Below are 20,189 nucleotides of genomic sequence, written 5' to 3'. Positions count from 1 at the left end.
TATTATATTGTTAGTAAATGCTGCGTGACAGCATCATACAATACACATTAAAAAAGCAAATATATTGATTTAACACAAATATAACTTAGGCTGATCATACTCAAACGCATAACCAGCCTATTTATTGATCATTACTTATAATTCATCGATGTAACTCATCATAAAATGATTACCTTGAATTAAAAGCCAGGTTCAACTTCACGCATGTCCGGCAACTTATGGGCGATCCCTTTATGGCAGTCAATGCAGGTTTTACCATCCGTGATGGCTTGGTCATGCATTTTGGCTGCAACTCCTTTTTGTGCTGTAAAGTCCATATACTCAAAGTTATGGCAGTTACGACACTCTTGTGAGTCGTTATTTTTCATTCGTCGCCACTCACTTTGCGCCATCGCTAACCGATGGTCTTCAAATTTTTGTGGCGTATCAATGATGCCAAAAATTTTTCCGTATAACTCTTTACTCGCTTGAATTTTACGCACCATTTTGGGACCAAACTCATGCGGTACGTGACAATCAGGGCAAGTTGCGCGGACACCACTACGGTTAGTATAGTGAATAGTATCCATATATTCTTCATAGACATTCTCACGCATTTCATGGCAGCTAATACAGAACTCTTCCGTATTGGCCATTTCCATACCGGTATTGAAGCCGCCCCAGAAAATAACACCACTCACGAAACCAATCAGCAATAAGGTTCCTAATGCTAATCGGCTTGGCCTACGCCACCAGCGCCATACTCGGCCGATTAACCCAAACAAGCCCTTTTTCTTCGGCTTGTCATCATTTGTTTGCTTATCATTGTTATTTGACATAATTCCCCCTTATTTCCCAAAACCTTTGGATGGGGTAAATGTGTTATCAACAATCGGTGCTGTGTCTGACTGAGGCACGTGGCACTGTAAACAGAAGTAGCGATTTGGTGCAACTTCGCCAAGGACTTTGCCTGTTGCATCCATAAAGTGCGTTGGGCTGACTCTTGGTGCCCCTGTCGTGCGGTAATTTTCCACACCATGGCATTGCAAGCAACGATTAGTATTGGTGGTAATTTGATAACCTTCAACACTATGAGGGATCATTGGTGGTTGATTCACATAGTTTAATGCCATTCTTTCTTGCTCTTTCGGAATATGAATGCTTCCTTCTGACGTACCGGATACTTCTGGTGATTGGGTCAGGTCTACACCATTAGCAGCCCAAACAAGACTGCTTACAACAAAGGCCATTCCAGCCACCCAACGGCTGATCGTCTTTTTCAGGACAGGATTTTTCATGATTTTGCTCCCGAACTCCATCTTAGTGTTATTTTAAAAACATCCTCAGAACAAACATCGATGCAACGACCGCAAGTGATGCAATCTTTATCGGATATCTGCGCTGGAGCTTGTTTATCTAGGACCGGTGCGCGCAGAACTTGCGGCTCCGGACAAATGTGGAAACAGTCCATACAACGGCTACAGTTTTCTTTATTTTCCGCTGTAACAACCAATGCGCCCTTGCACCCTGCCACGCCATATAGCGCACCTAATGGGCAAAGGTGACCGCACCAACCATGTTCCACAACTAATAAATCGAATAAAAACAGTGCAACTAAAACCAATGCACCGCTGCCAAAACCAAAAATTAAACTGCGCCCCATTAATGAAACTGGATTAAGCCATTCCCAAAGTAAGGTACCTGTAATAGCAGAACCGATCAGGATCACGACCAGCAATACATAGCGAATATTGCGCGGTATTGTTGCGGATTGGTTAAAATCAAATTTACGTCTTAACCACGCCGCCGCATCCGTCACTGGGTTTACAGGACAGACCCAACTACAGAAAATGCGCTTACCCAGCAGTGCATAAACCCCGAATACGATAACAGCCCCAACTAATGCTGAGATCCCCGGTAAGTAACCACTTGCTAAGCTCTCTAAGGTGATTAATGGGTCAGTCAAAGGTACGGTGTCTAACAATAAGCTACTGCTGTAGTTACCATGTAAAATCCATACCCCAAACCATGGCCCACTCAAGAACATCGCTAACACCAGCAATTGGCTTATACGTCTAAACACCAACCATTTGTGGCTCTGCCACCAGCCTTTTTTTGCCTGAGCTTCACGTCCGGCATCACGTTTACGATTCGCCATTGTTACCCTCCAGCCAACCAAAGCGGTAATGGTGTCCTAACTCACCTTTCGCCAGCGACCTTGGTAATACCTTGATAGCTGCCTCTTCCAATACACATGCCTGTTCACATTTACCGCATCCCGTGCAGTAGTTGCTATTGACGGTGGGTAAGAAGCGCGCGTGCTTACCTGTTCGGTGGTTTTGTTCAAGTTCCAATGTGATGGCTTCATCAATCAATGGACATACGCGGTAACATACATCACACCTTAGCCCTTGAAAGTTCAGGCAGTTTTCCTGATCGAGTAAAACGGCTAACCCCATGCGTGCATCGTTAATCGACTCAATGTCTTTATCCAATGCACCACTTGGGCAAACCTTGGCGCAAGGAATGTCCTCACACATTTCACACGGATTTTCTCGGGCGATGAAGTATGGCGTTCCAGAAGCCAAACCGGATGCCAATGTCGCTAATTTCAACATGTCATACGGGCAGGCTTGAACGCATTGTCCACAGCGGACACATGCACTGGCAAATGCTTTTTCATCAAGGGCTCCCGGCGGACGAAGCTTGACGCCACTCGCACGGGAAGTTTGTTGCTGAAGCCCCAGCACCACACCAACAGCCGCCAACCCACCCGCAGTACGGGCGACATCGCGTAAAAAGCGACGACGACTATTCTGGGACTTAGCCTGTTGAGACTTAGCTTTCTGGGGCATGAGCAATTACACCTTTTCCAGTTTAACGGCACATTTTTTGTAATCCGTTTCTTTTGAAAGCGGATCGGTTGCATCCAGTGTTAAGTTATTCACTAGCTGCGCAGCATCGAAGAACGCCATGTAAACTAAGCCTTTTGGTGGTCTATTACGGCCACGTGTTTCGACAATCGTGGTCACATCACCACGGCGTGAAACCACTTTGACTTTATCACCACGGCGTAAACCTCTCTCTTTCGCATCGATTGGATGTATAAACACAAGAGATTCAGGGAAAGCACGGTGCAGTTCAGGAACACGGCGTGTCATACTACCGGTATGCCAATGTTCTAATACACGGCCTGTTGATAACCATAAGTCATATTCTTTATCTGGCGATTCCGCAGCAGGCTCAAATGGCAGAGCAAAAATCACCGCTTTACCATCTGGTTTACCGTAGAATTGATAACCCGCGCCAGCCTTAACGTAAGGGTCATTTCCTTCGCTATAACGCCACTGAGTTTCTTTGCCATCAACCACTGGCCAACGGATACCGCGCGCTTTGTGGTAGTCATCAAAATCAGCCAAATCATGACCATGACCGCGACCAAAGCCAGCGTATTCCTCGAACAGCCCTTTTTGTAAGTAAAAACCTAATTCACGAGACTCATCATTAAGTTGGTCTTCTGCTAACTCGCTCACAGGGAACTTCGTTACAGCTTGGTTAGCGAATAACACGTCATATAGGGTTTTACCGCGTAATTCAGGTTTTTTCGCGAGTAACTCTTCAGGCCACACTTCATCCGTTGTAAAGCGTTTAGAAAACAGTACCATCTGCATTAAGTCAGATTTTGCTTCGCCTGGTGCCTTAACTTGCTGGCGCCAAAATTGGGTACGACGTTCCGCATTACCGTAAGCCCCTTCTTTTTCTACCCACATGGCTGTCGGTAAAATTAAGTCGGCAGCCAATGCGCTGACCGTTGGGTATGGGTCAGATACCACGATAAAGTTACGTGGGTCGCGCCAACCAGGCATACGCTCTTGGTTGATATTCGGGCCCGCTTGCATGTTGTTGTTACACATTACCCAGTAGAAATTCAATTTACCGTCTTTTAAAGCACGGTCTTGGGCAACGGCGTGTAAACCCACTTTTTCAGGGATCGTCCCAGCAGGTAACCCCCACACACCTTCTACTTTTTCACGGTGTTTTTCATTGGTAACCACCATGTCCGCAGGTAAACGGTGTGAGAACGTACCGACTTCACGAGCAGTACCACACGCTGATGGCTGGCCTGTTAATGAGAACGGCCCACAACCCGGTTGAGAAATTTTTCCTGTCAGTAAGTGCAAGTTATACGCTAAGTTATTCGCCCAAACACCGCGAGTGTGCTGGTTAAAGCCCATGGTCCAATAAGAAACCACTTTCGTTTTAGGGTCTGCGTAAAGTTTAGCGAGTTCTTCTAACTGATCTTTTGGAACCCCGGTCATTTCTGCGGTTTTGTCTAACGTATATTCTGCAACAAAGGCTTTATACTCGTCCCATGTCATTGGCTCAGACGCATCAGAACCTGCATTTTTCGCATTTTGTTCGAGTGGGTGAGTTGGGCGTAATCCATAACCGATATCTGTTGCACCACGACGTAAATTCACGTGTTTATCGAGGAATTCCTGATTAACTGCGTTATTTTGAATGATATAGTTTGCAATATAGTTCAGGATCACCAAGTCAGATTGTGGTGTAAAGACGATGCCGTTATCCGCTAATTCAAAGCTACGGTGTTTGAAAGTCGATAACACCGCAACACGCACGTCAGGGTTAGACAGACGACGGTTGGTGATACGAGACCACAAGATTGGGTGCATTTCTGCCATGTTTGAACCCCAAAGGACAAACGCGTCAGCATGCTCAATGTCATCATAACAACCCATTGGTTCATCCATACCGAAAGTACGCATGAAGCCCACTACCGCAGAAGCCATACAGTGGCGTGCATTAGGGTCTAAGTTATTAGAACGGAAACCACCTTTGAACAGTTTTGATGCCGCATAGCCCTCCCAAACTGTCCACTGGCCCGAACCGAACATACCAATCCCTTCAGGACCTTTTTCTTTTAATGTGGTTTTGACTTTTTCTTCCATAACATCAAAGGCTTGCTCCCACGTAATCGGTGTGAACTCCCCATTTTTGTCATATTCGCCGTCTTTCATACGCAACATTGGCTGCGTTAAACGGTCTTTTCCGTACATAATTTTTGGTAAGAAATACCCTTTGATACAGTTTAGACCACGGTTTACAGGGGCTTCTGGGTCACCTTGGCTGGCCACAATACGACCATTTTGAGTGCCCACCAGTACCCCACAGCCTGTACCACAAAAACGACAAGGGGCTTTGTCCCATTTAATACTTTCTTGTTGACCAACCACTGCTTTCGCAATGCTCGGTGCGCCAATACCTGCCGCCGCAGCAGCGGCCGCTATCGCATTGGCTTTCATAAAGCTACGACGACTGAGTTTCATAATCTTCCTCACCTTGCTCTTCCTGCTGATGGTAAACCAGCGAAACATCTAGTACGCCGTCAATATCGCGTACTAAATCAATAGTATCTAACAACGTTCTACTACCTTGCCCTTCAACAACCACAATCAGTTTTCCGTTTTCCGGGGCGCTTAGCGCCACTTCACAATGGGAAAGTTGATTAATTTCTTCGGCCACAGTAGACAGTCGCTCACTTTTTACTTGTACTATTAAACTGCACACTTGATAGTTACTGTGCATGTTCATGCTCCACGGTAATGGCTGAAACTGGGCAACCTGCGACGCAAGCACCACAGCCTGTACAACCTGGTGTTTCTACTTTTGGCTGGTATATACCGGCCATTGACGGACGAAAAGAGATGACTTCAGGCTCACAACTGTCTTGGCAACGACGACATTCAATCGAAAGATAAGCAAGACAATTTTGGCCAATCGAAATTGAGATATCCCAAGGTTGGGAATGTTTTGGTAGGAAAATAGGTTCTGGACATGCTGTTGCACATGCATAGCAAAATGTACATTCACCACGCTTAAAATCAACAACAGGGTAGCCCCCTGCTCCTGGTTGGATAATTGCCGTTTCGCAACTTTCAACACAGGCATTGCAACGGGTACACAATTCGATAAATTGCGTTTCACTACCACTCCATGGCGGCCGAACCACTGGGGCTGCACTACGCCACGCACCAGTTAATACTCCCCGACGGGTGAGATCAACCATGTTTTTTTCCTTTACATTGCCAACAAAAAAACTAAAACGTATTGATAAACCGCATTTTTTATATGTGTATTTATGAGAAATATTAACGATAGAGGTTATAAAAATACATACTACCAAGTGGGTAAAAGAGGTAATTACCCGTATACGACTAGAAATGACAACATTTACGTTATTTACTCACCATTAGCTAAAAGTAGCACCAAAATGATAACCAAGTAGGCCTTTTTAATTATTTATTAACATTTTTTTAATATGTATTATTAATTTAAACTCAAGTTTTAATTTTTTAAATTATAATTCCAGCTCAAAGCTACCACTAAAGTGGTATGTGCAATGTCATTTAGCAAAAAAATATCTGTATTTTTTTTGATATTAAACAACTTTCATTTCTAACTTTATTTTAAAAACAGCACTCAAATATTTAAAATAAAAAAATTATTTTAAAATCAATAAAATAAAATCAGATAACGCCAAATATCAAAATAAGAATCATTACTAATTAATTATTAAAAGTAACAGTTTAAAACTACAGAAAAATAACTATATCAATTTCAATAATACCTATTTTTTATTATTTCCTCACATTCTATTTCCTTATTACAAATTATCTTTTGATCAAAAACAATATTTTTAGTGTGGTTTTTTGTTACACATATAAATTGGCAATGTCTTGGTAGCAGATGAAAGCTTGCTATCAAACCTAAATAACAAAAAGATACCCAAAATAGTTCGAGTCACAGGTCACATTACAACAACAACTCGAAAAATGAAGGGATGACTGGCTAAAATTACTCGAGGCCCTTTTTATGGCAAACATAAGAAATAATGCACTATGCTTATTGAGTCTGGTTGCAGGAATATTTCTCTTTACCTCTGTTCATGCTCAAACTCCGACTAAAGATAGTACATCTACCATCAACGCTCGAAATGAAACTTTCGAAGCTGCTCACCCTGATCAATACCACTCTTGGCGAGCAACATCCGAGCAATCAAACCGAGAAGACGCATTAGCGGAAGACCCTCGCTTAGTCGTTCTCTGGGCTGGATACCCATTCTCACGCGACTACAACAAACCTCGTGGTCACGCCTATGCCATCATCGACGTCCGTGAAACCTTACGAACTGGTGCTCCGAAAGATGCCCAAGATGGCCCGCTTCCGATGGCATGTTGGAGCTGTAAAAGTCCCGATGTGGCTAGGCTTATCCAAGAACATGGCGAAGATGGCTATTTCGAAGGTAAGTGGGCAAAAGGTGGCCCAGAAGTGGTGAATGTCTTAGGTTGCGCAGATTGCCATAAAACCGACTCAGAGGATTTTGCAAAAGGTAAACCAGAGCTAACACTTTCTCGCCCTTATGCAGAGCGTGCAATGGAAGCGATTGGCAAACCGTTTGATAAAGCCAGCCGGTTCGACCAACAGTCCATGGTGTGTGGCCAATGCCACGTAGAATATTATTTCTCTGGTGATAAAAAAGCCGTGAAATTCCCATGGGATAACGGCACCAAAGTGGAAGATATGGAAGTCTACTACGACAACATTGGTTTCTCTGACTGGACCAACTCACTGTCGAAAGCTCCAATGCTAAAAGCCCAACACCCAGAATATGAAACTTGGAGTGCGGGTATTCATGGCAAAAATAACGTGACCTGTATTGATTGCCATATGCCAAAACTGCAAAACGAAAAAGGCGAACTGTATACCAGCCATAAAATTGGTAATCCATTCGACAATTTCGAACAAACCTGTAGCACTTGCCATACCCAAAGCAAACAACAACTGCAAGATGTGGTTGCTGAACGTAAAGTCGCTATCCAAGAGATGAAAATCAAAGCGGAAGACCAATTGGTTCGCGCTCACTTTGAAGCGAAAGCCGCATGGGATGCAGGCGCAACAGAAGATGAAATGAAACCAATTTTAACCGATATTCGCCATGCACAATGGCGCTGGGATTTAGCTATCGCCTCCCACGGTATTCATATGCACGCACCAGATGAAGGCCTACGTATGTTAGGTGGTTCGATGGATAAAGCGGCAGATGCACGTACCAAACTCGCTCGCCTGTTAGGCTCTAAAGGCATCACCCATGAAATTGCCATTCCAGATATTTCAACCAAGGAAAAAGCACAACAAGCCATTGGTTTAGATATGCAAAAAATCAATGCGGAGAAACAAGAGTTCTTAAAAACTGTCGTTCCGCAATGGGATGACCAAGCTCGTAAAAATGACCTATTAGCCAAATAACCATGATTTGCCCCAAATAATGGGGCAATACAACCAATGGAGTGAATATGAGCGTACTACGTTCGTTATTAACTGCTGGGGTGCTGGCAACAGGCTTATTATGGGCAACAGCCGCATCCGCAACCCCACAAATGGCACAAGAAAATGCAGAAGGCCGTTGGGTTGTCACGCAGCAACGCAGTGCTGACAGCGCCTGCTTAGACTGTCATAAACCAGACCAAGAAGGCATGCATGGCACTCACGCAGAAGTGATTAACCCTAACAATAATTTACCCGTGACTTGTACCAACTGCCACGGTAACCCAGGGCCTGATCACCGTGAAGGCGTCAAAGATGTCATGCGCTTTAACAACCCAATGTATAACGTTGAACAACAAAACAGTGTCTGTCTGTCATGTCACTTACCAGAGCAACTACAAAAAGCGTTCTGGCCTCATGATGTCCACGTCACCAAAGTGGCCTGTGCCAGTTGCCATGACCTTCATCCGAAACAAGATACGATGAAGGTACTGACTGATAAGGGCAAAGTAAAAATATGTGTCGACTGTCACTCAGATCAACGCAATAACCCTGATTTCAATCCAGCAGCGGTGAAATTGCGTAAGGAGCAGCCATGAGTTGTTCTCGTCGTCAATTCATTATCTACACAGGAGCACTGGCGGCGGTAGGAGGGGTTGCTAGCCATACGCTAGCTAACACCATGAAAATAGATGGCGTTCGCTACGGCATGGTGCACGATGAAAATCTGTGCATCGGCTGTACGGCGTGTATGGATGCGTGCCGAGAGGTTAACCAAGTACCGGAAGGTGTTTCACGGTTAACCATCATCCGTAGTGAGCCCATAGGCCAATTTCCTGATGTTAAATACCGTTTTTTTCGCCATTCCTGTCAACATTGTGAAAGTGCGCCTTGTGTTGATGTTTGCCCTACTGGTGCCTCTTTTATCGACAAAACAACGGGGATTGTTGATGTAAACCCTGACTTATGTGTCGGCTGCCAATACTGTATTGCTGCCTGCCCTTATCGTGTCAGATTCATTCACCCTATCAATAAAACTGCGGATAAATGTGATTTTTGTCGTAAAACGAATCTAAAAAAGGGTAAGCAACCAGCTTGTGTCGAGTCTTGCCCGACCAAAGCATTAACCTTTGGTAATTTAGATGATCCTAAGAGCGATATTTCGTTGATGCTAAAAGAAAAACCGACTTATCGATTCAAGATTGCACTCGGTACTCACCCCAAAATGTATCGAGTCCCGTTCAAATATGGGGAGGTTAGCCAATGACAACAGCTTCTGCTTTCCATTTTGAATCCTTAGTGTGGGACTGGCCCATTGCCGTTTACTTATTCTTAATTGGTATTTCAGCTGGGCTCGTGGTACTTGCGGTACTTATGCGCCAGTATTATCCCACTGCGGCTGGCAGTGATAGCACTCTCATGCGCACAACACTGATTTTAGCTCCGACAACAATCATCTTTGGGTTATTGATCTTAATTCTCCATTTGACGCGTCCATGGACATTCTGGAAATTAATGTTTCATTACAGCCCAACTTCGGTGATGTCGATGGGGGTAATGTTATTCCAAGTGTATATGGCTGTACTTGTTATTTGGCTTGCTAAAATTTATGAAAAAGAGCTCATGGTTTTACAGCAAAAATGGCTGCCTAAGTTTACGCTTATCCCAAGAATATTAACCCTGCTAAATCGTGCGATGCGTTCTCTGGATATTGTAATGCTAGTCTTGGCTGTTTTGCTTGGGGCTTATACCGGATTTTTACTTTCAGCATTAAAATCTTATCCATTCTTAAACAATCCATTATTACCAGCTTTATTCCTATTTTCAGGAATATCGTCAGGTATCGCGGTATCATTAATGGCAATAGCATTACGCTACCGTAAAAATATCCATAACGACGAAACCGCATTTTTACACCGTATCGAAGGCTTTGTTATTTGGCTCGAGATATTCCTATTAGCAGCCTTTTTTGTCGGGCTAGCGTTAGGGGATGACGGGAAAATTCGTTCATTAATTGCCGCATTAGGCGGTGGTTTCTGGACTTGGTGGTTTTGGATTGGCGTTGTCGGGTGTGGTTTTATTATTCCTCTGCTATTCAAAAAATGGATGGATAAAGGACAAGGTGCAGCAAGAGTATTGATTATCAGTGGTGCAAGCTTACTGGGTGTCTTCTGCTTACGCTTCTTTGTGTTATACGCTGGGCAGTTGACCGTCGCATAACTCACTCAAAAATAAGGGTAATCATTGGAACTAATACTCCCAGAAATTGGCTTTCTCTGCCTCGCATTGGCACTCTGTATTGCCTGTTTCCAAGCATTGTTTGGAGTTATTGGTTTCTTCCGCCATATTCCGAGGCAAATGCCTCGGAATATTCTTTGGACCTACTTACAGTTTCTTTTCTTGCTCGTTGCCTATGTTTGTTTAACTCTCAGCTTTATTCAAAGTGATTTTTCAGTCGTGTATGTGGCGCAACATAGCCACCGGCTATCGCCGCTATATATTAAAATTGCCGCAGTATGGGGAGGCCATGAAGGCTCAATATTTCTTTGGCTACTGTTTATCTCTGCTTGGAGTTGCCTATTTGCATGGTGTTATCGTCGGCAAACTCACCCCGTATTTCCTCTCACATTAACCCTACTCGCTATTATTAGTACCGCATTATTACTGTTTATCGTCTTTTATTCGGACCCCTTTGTTCGCATTTTCCCTCCTGCTATTGAAGGGCGAGATCTCAACCCAATGCTGCAACATTGGGGGTTGATATTACACCCTCCACTGCTTTATTTAGGTTATAGCGGGTTAATGGTCGTAACCGCCTTGGCACTTGCATCCACGCTGTGCACGCAATTTAACCAAACTGTTGCAAGGCTCTGTTGGCGCTTTGTCGTTCCTAGTTGGTGCATACTCACTTTGGGTATCACACTGGGTTCATGGTGGGCATACAGTGAACTTGGTTGGGGGGGATGGTGGTTTTGGGACCCAGTTGAAAATGCATCACTGTTACCATGGCTAAGTGCAACTGCGTTATTCCATAGCCTTACCATTTCATACAAAACGGGTCATTATCGTCATTGGTCAATATTACTGGCGATCCTCACGTTTATTTTATCTCTATTGGGCACGTTGATTGTACGCTCAGGTATTTTAATGTCTGTCCATGCGTTTGCTTTAGATAACGTTAGGGCTGTCCCCCTCTTTTTACTATTCAGTTTCCTGAGTTTCGGTGCTTTATGTATATATGGTTGGAAAGCTAAAAACATTGATAATTTACCAACCAAAACTAATCGCCGTCAGCTTTATTTATTACTCACTTTAATCCTATTTTCTACTGTATTATTCATTGTCCTGACGGGCACACTTTACCCGATGATTTACACGTTATTTGGTTGGGGAAAAATATCGGTTGGGGCACCTTATTTTAACCAAGCATTACTACCATTTGGTATTTTGATGCTAATCATAATGGCGGTAAGTGCCATTTATCCGCTTAACAAAACTCGGATTAAAGCCCAATGGCGTATTCTTTTCATTATACCTCTCAGTGTATTAGTAAGCTTATCTCTTTGGTCTAAAGGGATTATTATCGCTCTTTCTTGTGGTTTTTTATTTGCTATTTTACTTATCTTTTGGCTACGACCCATCGATGCTATTCGTCAACAATTCCTTTCCCTTATCGCTCATACAGGGGTTGTGATTTTTGCGGCTGGCATTGCCTTATCCATTGGTAGTCACCATGAAACCAGTGTTAGTCTTTCTGTTGGGCAATCTATCTCACTCGCAGATTATCAATTTCAATTCAACGAGTTGCAACTTGAAGCTAAATCTAATTACACTACCGAAAAAGCCATTATACAAATTAGCAAAGCTAACCAACCATTACACCAGCTAATCACCGAGCGCCGCTTTTATACTGCTCGCCAGCAATTAATGATTGAACCCGGTATATATTGGGGGTGGCTACGTAATTGGTATGCGGTATTAGGTGAGAAAACGGGAACAAATAGCTATGCAATACGCCTTTACGTACAAGATGGCATTCAATGGATTTGGAGCGGTGCGTTTGTAATGTGTTTTGGCCTATTAATAAGCTGGATAAAAGGGAGGATAAAAAATGCTTAAAACCCTATTAGCACTATTTTTCCTATGTTGCTCTTTTATATCCAATGCTCAGATTGTTGATGTGTGGCAATTTAATTCTATTGAAGAACAAGAATATTCTTTGCAAATAGCCTCACAATTACGTTGTCCGCAGTGCCAAAACCAAAACTTACTCGAATCCAATGCACCCACTGCAGTAAGTATGCGCCACCAAGTTTTTAAAATGGTTGCAGAGGGGAAAGATAAAGCGCAAATCATGCATTATATGACCGAGCGATATGGCGATTTCGTGCTGTATAACCCTCCCTTGACTATTGGCACCGCACTGCTTTGGGGATTACCGGGCATTGCTCTAGTTGGCATTTTTTATTTCATTTTCAAATTTTATCGCTCACAAAAACAGCCGATTTTAGAGAACAATCTTCACCATCAGCAGGTATTCGAGCAATTATTGTCAGATGATGTAACAGCGCCATCAGTTGCAAAGCAATGGCATATTAATAAATTACTCGCCATATTAATGGTGTCAGTTGTTATTGGTTACTTTTTTTCGCCTCGGTTTGAATTAGCCTACCAGGAATACCAACGTATTTCAGATCCTCTACTCTCATTTACACCATTACAGCAAGAACAAAATGATTTATTCCGCTTGCAAGATGATATTCGCCAATCTCCTAAAAATAGTGAGCTTTGGGCTACACTAGGTGAATACTATCTCTATCAAAATAGTTATGATAACGCATTAATTGCTTATCATAGAGCGTTAAAATATGGAGGAGAAAATGCTCAGATATACTCAGCGATTGCAACCGTTTTATATTACCAAGCAGGTCAACAACTAACAGAAGATGTCAGAGCGGTAATCAACAAAGCATTAAACCTTGATAAACAAGAAATTACTGCTTTAATGCTAGTCGCTTCAGATGCTTTTATGAATGCAAATTATGAACAAGCAATTGATATTTGGCAAAAATTATTAGATAATAATAGTTCTCGTATTAATCGTTCTCAACTCATTGAAGCTATTCATATGGCAAAAATAATGAAGAACAAAAAATAATAATCTTATTCTATATATTTTCGTTACTCTAGGGATTAATACATACTGAATTATCACAATAGTGATAAAGTATCCTTTTATGAAATGTCTATTTATTTAAATGTGTAATTTTTCGTTTCTTATTGGTTACCATTGTTTCCCTTCTATATTACTTCAAATAATCTTATGTTAGATTGGTAACCGTTAATTATCCCAAATGTAATCCAAGTATATCTCCGTAAGTGAAATCACCAATTAAAAGTTAGCCTATGGCAATGAATTTTTATTCAATTTTTATATTTTGGCATTCATTGGGAGGTTCAAAAATAATAACATAAGAAATAAACACTATGAAAAATAAAATATTTTCATTTTTAGTCGTTGGCCTAATTGCAGGCGCTTCCTTTATAGGAGGCGTTGTAAGTAACTATACACCTGATTTAGATATTGTAGAAAAATCTCAAAAAGCGGTTGAGGATTTTTTAGCATTCCCCAAAACGGCCGAGTATAAAAATGTTAAATATCATGAGATAAGAGAAACCTTAGACCATGGTATGCTAGGTTATGTATGCGGTGAAGTGCTTATTTTCACTAGCCAAAACTCATATTCATTTAAACGTTTTGTGGTCAAAACCTATCTTCATGATGACGGCCGTAATGTTGTTTCTATTCCATTAATTGATAGAGATGATAAAGAATTTCCTAATAATGATTTTAATGTAATTTGGAATAAGTATTGTAATAGTTAAAAATATATAAAACCTAACTGTTTAAATAAGATATTTCCGAGAACCTCTTTAACATTACATTAAAATGTTAAAGAGGAGGAAAAATAAAATATTACATCACAAACCCCATTCTATATAAAAATAGCTTTAAATAACCTTAATATTATCGATAGGTATTTTTATTTATCCACCTTAAGCTAAATTAATTACGCCCTTTTTATGAACATCAATAAATCAATCTTTCAATAATGCTTGCATTTTGTTATAGAGCCTCTGTGCTTTCAGAGCATCTAGACAACATGCAATCAATTCAAGCTATCTCCTTTTGAGTTTTCCCCTTCATATCGAACTATTTTTTCGATAGTAATTCATTCCTGCTTGATATAAAGTCTCTGCCTTTTTTCAAAGTCGTTACTCTTGGAGGCGAAATGTTTATTGGTTTTGATTACGGCACATCTAACTGTGCTGTCGCAGTCATGAAAAGCGGGGTACCCACGCTATTACCATTAGAAGGCGATAGCGTTTATATTCCATCAACCTTATGTGCGCCAACAAGAGAATCAGTTTCTGAGCATTTATTTCGCCATTGTAAAATATCCCCCTCGAATGAAATCGGACAACAAATTTTAAAAAGATCTATCGCGTTTAACCGTGATGAAGGGGTCGATTTACTACCCGAGGACATTGTATTTGGGCAAGCTGCTTTAGATTTATATCTGAGCGACCCTAGAGATGTTTATTATGTAAAATCCCCAAAATCTTTTTTAGGGGCTTCAGGCTTACATGATACTCAAATTAGTTTTTTTGAAGACCTTGTCTGCGCGATGATGAAAAATATAAAGGATACTGCAGAACATTCTTTACAGCAGGTTATTGATGACACAGTCATTGGCCGGCCAATTAACTTTCATGGGCGTGGCGGGGAACTTTCAAATCAACAAGCAGAATCCATACTCTATCGTGCGGCAAAACGCGCAGGTTTTAATCATATTGCTTTCCAGTTCGAACCTGTTGCTGCCGGGCTTGAATATGAATCCACATTAAGTAAAGACCAGATCATCTTAGTCGTTGATATTGGCGGTGGAACAACAGACTGTTCATTAATTCAAATGGGACCGACTTATCGAGGTGCACAAGACAGAACACAATCCTTACTTGCACATAGTGGCCAACGAGTGGGTGGAAACGACCTTGATATTTACCTAGCATTAAAACAATTGATGCCACTTTTTGGGATGGAAAGCCAATCTTTATCGGGCATTAAAATGCCATTTCTACAATTTTGGAACCCGATTGCTATCAATAATGTTGAAGCGCAAAAAGAATTTTACTCACGACAAAATTTGACGGCGTTAACACGCTTAAAGCAAGATGCAAAAGAACCTCAAATAATATCTCGATTGTTAGAAGTTTATAATGAAACATTAGGTTATAGCTTAGTACGTAAAGCTGAAGAAGCTAAAATTGCTTTATCGGACACTTCCAGTTATTTAGCTCAAATTAAATTAATTTCTGAAAAACTAGAAGTGAATATTCCACATGAACAAATGGTGGAATCAATTGAATCACCAAAAAGTAAAATGATTGAATTAGTTAAAGAAGCTGTCAATCAAGGTGGGGTCAAACCTGATGCGATTTACGTTACAGGTGGGAGTGCTCGCTCACCAATATTACACCAAGCAATTAGCCAAGAATTACCTAATATTCCTATAGTACGTGGAGACGATTTTGGTTCCGTTACTGCTGGACTAACGCGCTGGGCAGAAACCTGTTTTAAATAAAGCTACAATAGAGCAATAATGCCGCAGAATAAATTACTCAATCAATGAGCTTTATATCTAGACTGCGGCATTGGTTTAAATGTTATTTTTTAACTTTATGGACAATATCAAAGTACTTATCTTTGCTATCTTGCTCTGGATAAATACGATACGTATATTCTTCAGGTGTTACTGTCACATTTTCAACAACACGAGTAAATAAAACTTTACCGTCATCATCTTTCGCTGTTAATGAACGGCTTTTGCCATTTTCATCAAATGACCAGTCACCTTTCATTTTGGGTTTGCCATCGAACGTGGTCATATTAAAAGTCCCGTCTGGATAATATTCGGCAACCCCAAAGAAGTTTGCAACTTGTTTATCTTCTGCATTTACTTCTTTTTTATCTTGATCTAAAGCTTCTGTCGTTACCCAGACTTTGCCTACCATAATTTCTTCGTAAGCATTTAATTTATGTTCTGCCTTCTGTGATTGGCTTGCTGCTGGAGTTGTAGCTGCATTAACAGCAAATGACATAGTAGATACAACAGCAAAAAGTGTAGGTACTAATAATTTTTTCATTTTTATCCTCTAATAAATTAACTCAAACAACAATTTGATTAAGTTTAGATTAGCGATATAAAGCCAACTTTAAAAATTATATTACGTTTATTTACAAGATAACATCTTATTACATTTAATATAGACTGTTTTACAAAATAAAATATAGCACAAACACATTGATTTTAAAATTAATCTCCTTAAATTTAGCTATTAAGTAATTTATTAATCAGCCAGTAACCCGCTTTTCCCGGTGGATTATTCTTAGACCAAACTAAATCCACATCAATTTTACGTGGCCATAAATCATAATTAATACTCACTAAACGGTTATGGCCAAATTGCTTAACTAACCATGTCGGTAATATTGCCCATCCAGCTCCTTGTTCTGCCATTTCTAATAATAGTAAATAATTTGGCGCAAACCAGTTCTTTTCACTATTAATAATAATTTGGCTACTACTGCTTAGCCGTAGTTGGCGTGTCATTGTTAAATGCTGATAAGTAATTTTTTTCTCTTTAGCTAATGGATGGCTATTTAATACATATAAACCTAATTCACCTTGAATAGGTAAACGAGAAAAAGAAATATCTGCAGGATATTCTGTTCGAGATTCCATCATACCAACATGAGCCTGTTGGTTTTGGATCATTTCAATAACGGCATTATTTTCTGCAATTAAAAACTCGAACTCAAGATGCGGAAATTGTCTATCTAATGTTGTTACAATATGTTCAGCATGAGGGGGCTGATAAATATCTGAAAAAGCACAGCTTAACCTTGGTTCTATATCTGGTAGCAGTTCAACTCGAAGCGCTTGAAGACGTTCATCTGCCGATAAAATATCCTCAACTAAACTCAAAACTTTTCTACCTGCAAAAGTTAATGTTGATTCACGTCCCTGCCTATCGAATAACAAAAAGCCCAAGTCGTCTTCAAAACCACTGATTGTCGTACTCACAGTTGATTGGCTTTTATTTAATTTACGAGCCGCAGCAGAAAATGACTTTAGGGATGCCGCCTCCACAAAGGTACGTAATGTTTCTATAGAATAATTCATAAGGTATCGCTTTTTTCGATGGCTGCCATTTTGTATATATATAAAAAATAGCAAATAATTGCACCCGATTTTTACCCAAAAAATAATTTTCCATATCTTTGAGGTAGTTATGAGCAAGTATACAAAAACATTAACTGAACGAATTTTTCATGCAGTTTCATTTGAAGTCATCGCGATCGCGATAACTGCACCGGTCAGTGCGTGGCTTTTAGGACGCTCAATTTTCCAAATGGGAACAGTCGCTATTGTCTTGTCGACACTGGCAATGCTATTAAACTTATTTTATAACATGGTCTTTGATCGTTATTGGCCCTTATCCAAAGGGCCTCGCCCAGCCAAAGTACGCATTTTTCACGCCGTTGGATTTGAATTGAGCTTTGTGATCATGGGTGTACCAATGCTGGCGTTTTTACTTAAAATGTCATTCTTAGACGCATTCTTACTTGAAATCGGCTTTTTTGCCTTTTTCTTATTTTATACTTATGCGTTTAATCTTGGATATGACATCTTACGTGAGCGTTGGTTTGCGAATAAAGAAAATGCAATACGCGTCTCAGAAACAGCGGTTAAACGTTCTTAATTTTAATTAAATATTCAAACACCGTGTAGCTTATCTATACGGTGTTATTTATGTATCATAAATACGATAAACACGCCGAAATAATTCTCTCTTTTTTTTTTGCAAAATGATGAATGCGTTTTATGCACTCATCATATGCATAGATGTCAATTTCATCATTGAACATGATCACCTATATTGACGCCATCGTCATGATGAGTTCTACGATAACTTTATAAAAATACTACTTAGATGCGTTTATCTATCAATAACAGACCTAAGTTCGAGTGCAGTAAATAGAAGTTAAACATTAAATTCCTTCATTTTTTAGAACTCATTTATATAAAGTTATCCATTATTTTGTCCAAAGTTTAGGCAATGTTATTTAAAGGTATTCAGATGAACAAACTATTTATTTCTTCTGCACTTTTTCTGGTATTTAATTTAAGTGCTCAAGCAGACGTAACCACCCATAAAAATGCCATTATTTCACTCAGTTTTATTGAAAATAATACCGCTTATGCAAACCAAATCGCTATTGCTAACCATGCAAAAGCCGCTAATTTATCACCTAATGGTATCCAAGGTATTACGAAATCTTTTGCACAGATGAATTCGCATGAAAAAGCCGCTACTGCATTAAGTTTTAATGAAAATAATATGTCCGCAGCGAACCAAGCAGCCATTAATTCACATCTAAAAGCTGGTAATTTAGCAACAGATAAAATTAATGGTATCAGCAAAAGTTTTTTAGCAATGGATGGACATGAAAAAGCCGCAGTCGCGTTGAGTTTTACCGAAAACAACCAATCCCCTTCTATCAAATACGCTGTACAGCAACACTTAAGCAGGAGCCAGACAAAATAATAAAATAGAGAATGATATTTAACTGATTTATCACACAATTAATCTTATTAAGGCTTGGTGACTCACCAAGCCTTTTTCATTTTAAAATTATATTATTAAAAATCAATGCATTAATAGTAAATAACATATACCCATCAAAGTTGATAATAACTATCATTTGCAATTGATAATTATTAACATATAATTCGAATCGTTATTTTATCTTATGAGTTATAACTCAAGCATAACTACTTAAGACCTGTTTTGGTCTACCCTCTTTAGGTTCAACAAGAAAGAATATTGAGGTCTTATGATGAGTCGAAAATTAATCACTTTTACGCTATCCATAACCCTGCATATTCTTGTTATTGGGTACTTAACCTATGTTACGGCTCAATCATTATCCTTAAAAAACCAAGCACAACAGGATGCGCCGATTATATCGATCGCATTAACTCAAGCGGTTAACGTTGCAGAACCTGAAGAGCTCCTTCAACCGATAGAACTCCCTAGTGAGGTAAAAATAGAACCCAGCCCAATTATTGAAAATGCCGCCGTTGTTGTGCCTAAAAAGCAAAAAAAGGTGATCAAAACACAAAAAGAACCCGTAAAACCCAAAGAACTCACTAAAAGAACTGAAAACCCCAGCAAACAAGCTGATTCCGAAATTAAAAATGATTTGCCAATCGCACAACAACAAAAAGCCGGTGACCTTGTTTCTTCTCAATCAGCAGGAATTAAAGGCCCCAAAAACCAACATGCGACTAGTGACACTAATAGCCAACTAATTAATGCCTATCGAGAAAAACTGCGCCAAGAAGTTGAGCGAAACAAGCAATACCCTCGCCGCGCAAAAAAAATGAAAAACCGTGGTATCGCAACTATTCAATTTCAATTAAGCCAAACCGGAGAAATTAGTTTAATTCGCTTAGCAAGCAGTTCAGGAAATGATTTATTAGATCAAGCCGCTTTACTTGCAGTACAAAAAAGCCGCTCTGTCGGTAAGCCACCAGCAGGTTTTGCTCAATCTATCACTCTCAATATTGAATTTAATTAACCAACACTGATAATAACAATTATTTTCAATAAAAAAGTATACCTTAATTGGATATTAGATGTTCACTTTATAGTTAGTTATTCTGTATTTATTTTTCATTCCAAAAAATAATAATAAATTTTATTGTTTTTTCAGAGCAATCAATGATCCTAGA

20 protein-coding genes are annotated in these 20,189 nt (G+C 40.2%); 11 read left to right on the top strand and 9 right to left on the bottom strand.

The window, feature by feature from the left end:
- Window positions 1-179 precede the first annotated feature (179 nt).
- Genes napC through napF form a run of 7 tightly spaced genes read right to left on the bottom strand, consistent with a single transcriptional unit; the run spans window position 180 to window position 6,067 of the window.
- A complete protein-coding gene (gene napC, locus FVA69_RS05935) occupies window positions 180-818 on the bottom strand; it encodes a cytochrome c-type protein NapC (protein ID WP_109912715.1) in 639 nt (212 codons plus the stop codon).
- Window positions 819-827: 9 nt separating this feature from the next.
- Window positions 828-1,277: a nitrate reductase cytochrome c-type subunit gene (gene napB / locus FVA69_RS05930; protein ID WP_004913351.1), complete on the bottom strand. Its 450-nt coding sequence runs from the start codon at window positions 1,275-1,277 to the stop codon at window positions 828-830.
- Window positions 1,274-2,137 carry a quinol dehydrogenase ferredoxin subunit NapH gene (napH, locus tag FVA69_RS05925; RefSeq protein WP_110732115.1) on the bottom strand — a complete coding sequence of 288 codons (864 nt, stop codon included), beginning with the start codon at window positions 2,135-2,137 and terminating at the stop codon, window positions 1,274-1,276. The genes napB and napH overlap by 4 nt, the downstream gene beginning before the upstream one ends.
- The gene (gene napG / locus FVA69_RS05920) at window positions 2,124-2,834 is read right to left on the bottom strand and encodes a ferredoxin-type protein NapG (RefSeq protein WP_004262231.1); all 711 of its coding nucleotides are present in this window, start codon (window positions 2,832-2,834) and stop codon (window positions 2,124-2,126) included. The genes napH and napG overlap by 14 nt, the downstream gene beginning before the upstream one ends.
- 6 nt (window positions 2,835-2,840) lie before the next feature.
- The gene (gene napA / locus FVA69_RS05915) at window positions 2,841-5,327 is read right to left on the bottom strand and encodes a nitrate reductase catalytic subunit NapA (protein WP_004913361.1); all 2,487 of its coding nucleotides are present in this window, start codon (window positions 5,325-5,327) and stop codon (window positions 2,841-2,843) included.
- The gene (napD, locus tag FVA69_RS05910; protein ID WP_004913364.1) at window positions 5,308-5,586 is read right to left on the bottom strand and encodes a chaperone NapD; all 279 of its coding nucleotides are present in this window, start codon (window positions 5,584-5,586) and stop codon (window positions 5,308-5,310) included. The genes napA and napD overlap by 20 nt, the downstream gene beginning before the upstream one ends.
- Complete coding sequence (gene napF, locus FVA69_RS05905) at window positions 5,576-6,067, bottom strand: ferredoxin-type protein NapF (RefSeq protein ID WP_004262238.1); 492 nt, start codon at window positions 6,065-6,067, stop codon at window positions 5,576-5,578. Before napF ends, napD begins: the two co-directional genes overlap by 11 nt.
- Window positions 6,068-6,873: 806 nt before the next feature.
- Between napF and nrfA the strand changes: the two genes are divergently transcribed.
- The 8 genes from nrfA (at window position 6,874) to yegD (ending at window position 15,971) form a co-directional block, all read left to right on the top strand.
- On the top strand, window positions 6,874-8,307 hold the full coding sequence (gene nrfA / locus FVA69_RS05900) for an ammonia-forming nitrite reductase cytochrome c552 subunit (protein WP_109912716.1): 1,434 nt from the start codon (window positions 6,874-6,876) through the stop codon (window positions 8,305-8,307).
- A 47-nt stretch (window positions 8,308-8,354) separates the two neighbouring features.
- Window positions 8,355-8,924, top strand: coding sequence for a cytochrome c nitrite reductase pentaheme subunit (gene nrfB, locus FVA69_RS05895; protein WP_004913368.1), 570 nt, complete (start codon window positions 8,355-8,357; stop codon window positions 8,922-8,924).
- Window positions 8,921-9,592: a cytochrome c nitrite reductase Fe-S protein gene (nrfC, locus tag FVA69_RS05890; protein WP_004913371.1), complete on the top strand. Its 672-nt coding sequence runs from the start codon at window positions 8,921-8,923 to the stop codon at window positions 9,590-9,592. The genes nrfB and nrfC overlap by 4 nt, the downstream gene beginning before the upstream one ends.
- Entirely contained in the window at window positions 9,589-10,545 is a 957-nt protein-coding gene (nrfD, locus tag FVA69_RS05885; protein ID WP_004913373.1) for a cytochrome c nitrite reductase subunit NrfD, read from the top strand. The genes nrfC and nrfD overlap by 4 nt, the downstream gene beginning before the upstream one ends.
- Before the next feature lie 24 nt (window positions 10,546-10,569).
- The gene (locus FVA69_RS05880) at window positions 10,570-12,444 is read left to right on the top strand and encodes a heme lyase CcmF/NrfE family subunit (RefSeq protein WP_164528533.1); all 1,875 of its coding nucleotides are present in this window, start codon (window positions 10,570-10,572) and stop codon (window positions 12,442-12,444) included.
- The gene (gene nrfF, locus FVA69_RS05875) at window positions 12,437-13,483 is read left to right on the top strand and encodes a heme lyase NrfEFG subunit NrfF (protein WP_164528532.1); all 1,047 of its coding nucleotides are present in this window, start codon (window positions 12,437-12,439) and stop codon (window positions 13,481-13,483) included. The genes FVA69_RS05880 and nrfF overlap by 8 nt, the downstream gene beginning before the upstream one ends.
- A gap of 329 nt (window positions 13,484-13,812) precedes the next feature.
- Window positions 13,813-14,211: a hypothetical protein gene (locus FVA69_RS05870; protein WP_110732116.1), complete on the top strand. Its 399-nt coding sequence runs from the start codon at window positions 13,813-13,815 to the stop codon at window positions 14,209-14,211.
- A gap of 407 nt (window positions 14,212-14,618) precedes the next feature.
- Window positions 14,619-15,971, top strand: a complete 1,353-nt coding sequence (gene yegD, locus FVA69_RS05865; RefSeq protein WP_164528531.1) for a molecular chaperone — start codon at window positions 14,619-14,621, stop codon at window positions 15,969-15,971.
- Window positions 15,972-16,053: 82 nt separating this feature from the next.
- Here yegD and FVA69_RS05860 read toward each other — a convergent pair whose 3' ends face one another.
- Together FVA69_RS05860 and FVA69_RS05855 are read right to left on the bottom strand one after the other, a co-directional pair.
- Window positions 16,054-16,533, bottom strand: coding sequence for a DUF4822 domain-containing protein (locus FVA69_RS05860; protein WP_004913390.1), 480 nt, complete (start codon window positions 16,531-16,533; stop codon window positions 16,054-16,056).
- Between the two features lie 185 nt (window positions 16,534-16,718).
- A complete protein-coding gene (locus FVA69_RS05855; RefSeq protein ID WP_117162784.1) occupies window positions 16,719-17,573 on the bottom strand; it encodes a LysR family transcriptional regulator in 855 nt (284 codons plus the stop codon).
- 109 nt (window positions 17,574-17,682) lie between these two features.
- On the opposite strand from FVA69_RS05855, the gene FVA69_RS05850 reads away from it, so the two are divergent.
- The 3 genes from FVA69_RS05850 to FVA69_RS05840 all read left to right on the top strand — a co-directional run bounded on the left by FVA69_RS05850 (window position 17,683) and on the right by FVA69_RS05840 (window position 20,035).
- Window positions 17,683-18,153, top strand: a complete 471-nt coding sequence (locus FVA69_RS05850; RefSeq protein WP_164528530.1) for a multidrug/biocide efflux PACE transporter — start codon at window positions 17,683-17,685, stop codon at window positions 18,151-18,153.
- A 378-nt stretch (window positions 18,154-18,531) separates the two neighbouring features.
- Entirely contained in the window at window positions 18,532-18,999 is a 468-nt protein-coding gene (locus FVA69_RS05845; protein WP_164528529.1) for a hypothetical protein, read from the top strand.
- A gap of 289 nt (window positions 19,000-19,288) precedes the next feature.
- Window positions 19,289-20,035: an energy transducer TonB gene (locus FVA69_RS05840; protein WP_109912723.1), complete on the top strand. Its 747-nt coding sequence runs from the start codon at window positions 19,289-19,291 to the stop codon at window positions 20,033-20,035.
- Window positions 20,036-20,189: the final 154 nt, after the last annotated feature.

It is taken from the genome of Providencia sp. PROV004 (assembly GCF_011045615.1).
Taxonomy (GTDB): domain Bacteria; phylum Pseudomonadota; class Gammaproteobacteria; order Enterobacterales; family Enterobacteriaceae; genus Providencia; species Providencia rettgeri.
The sequence above is the reverse complement of the archived record's forward strand: the minus strand, read 5'-3'. Positions and strand labels throughout refer to the sequence as shown.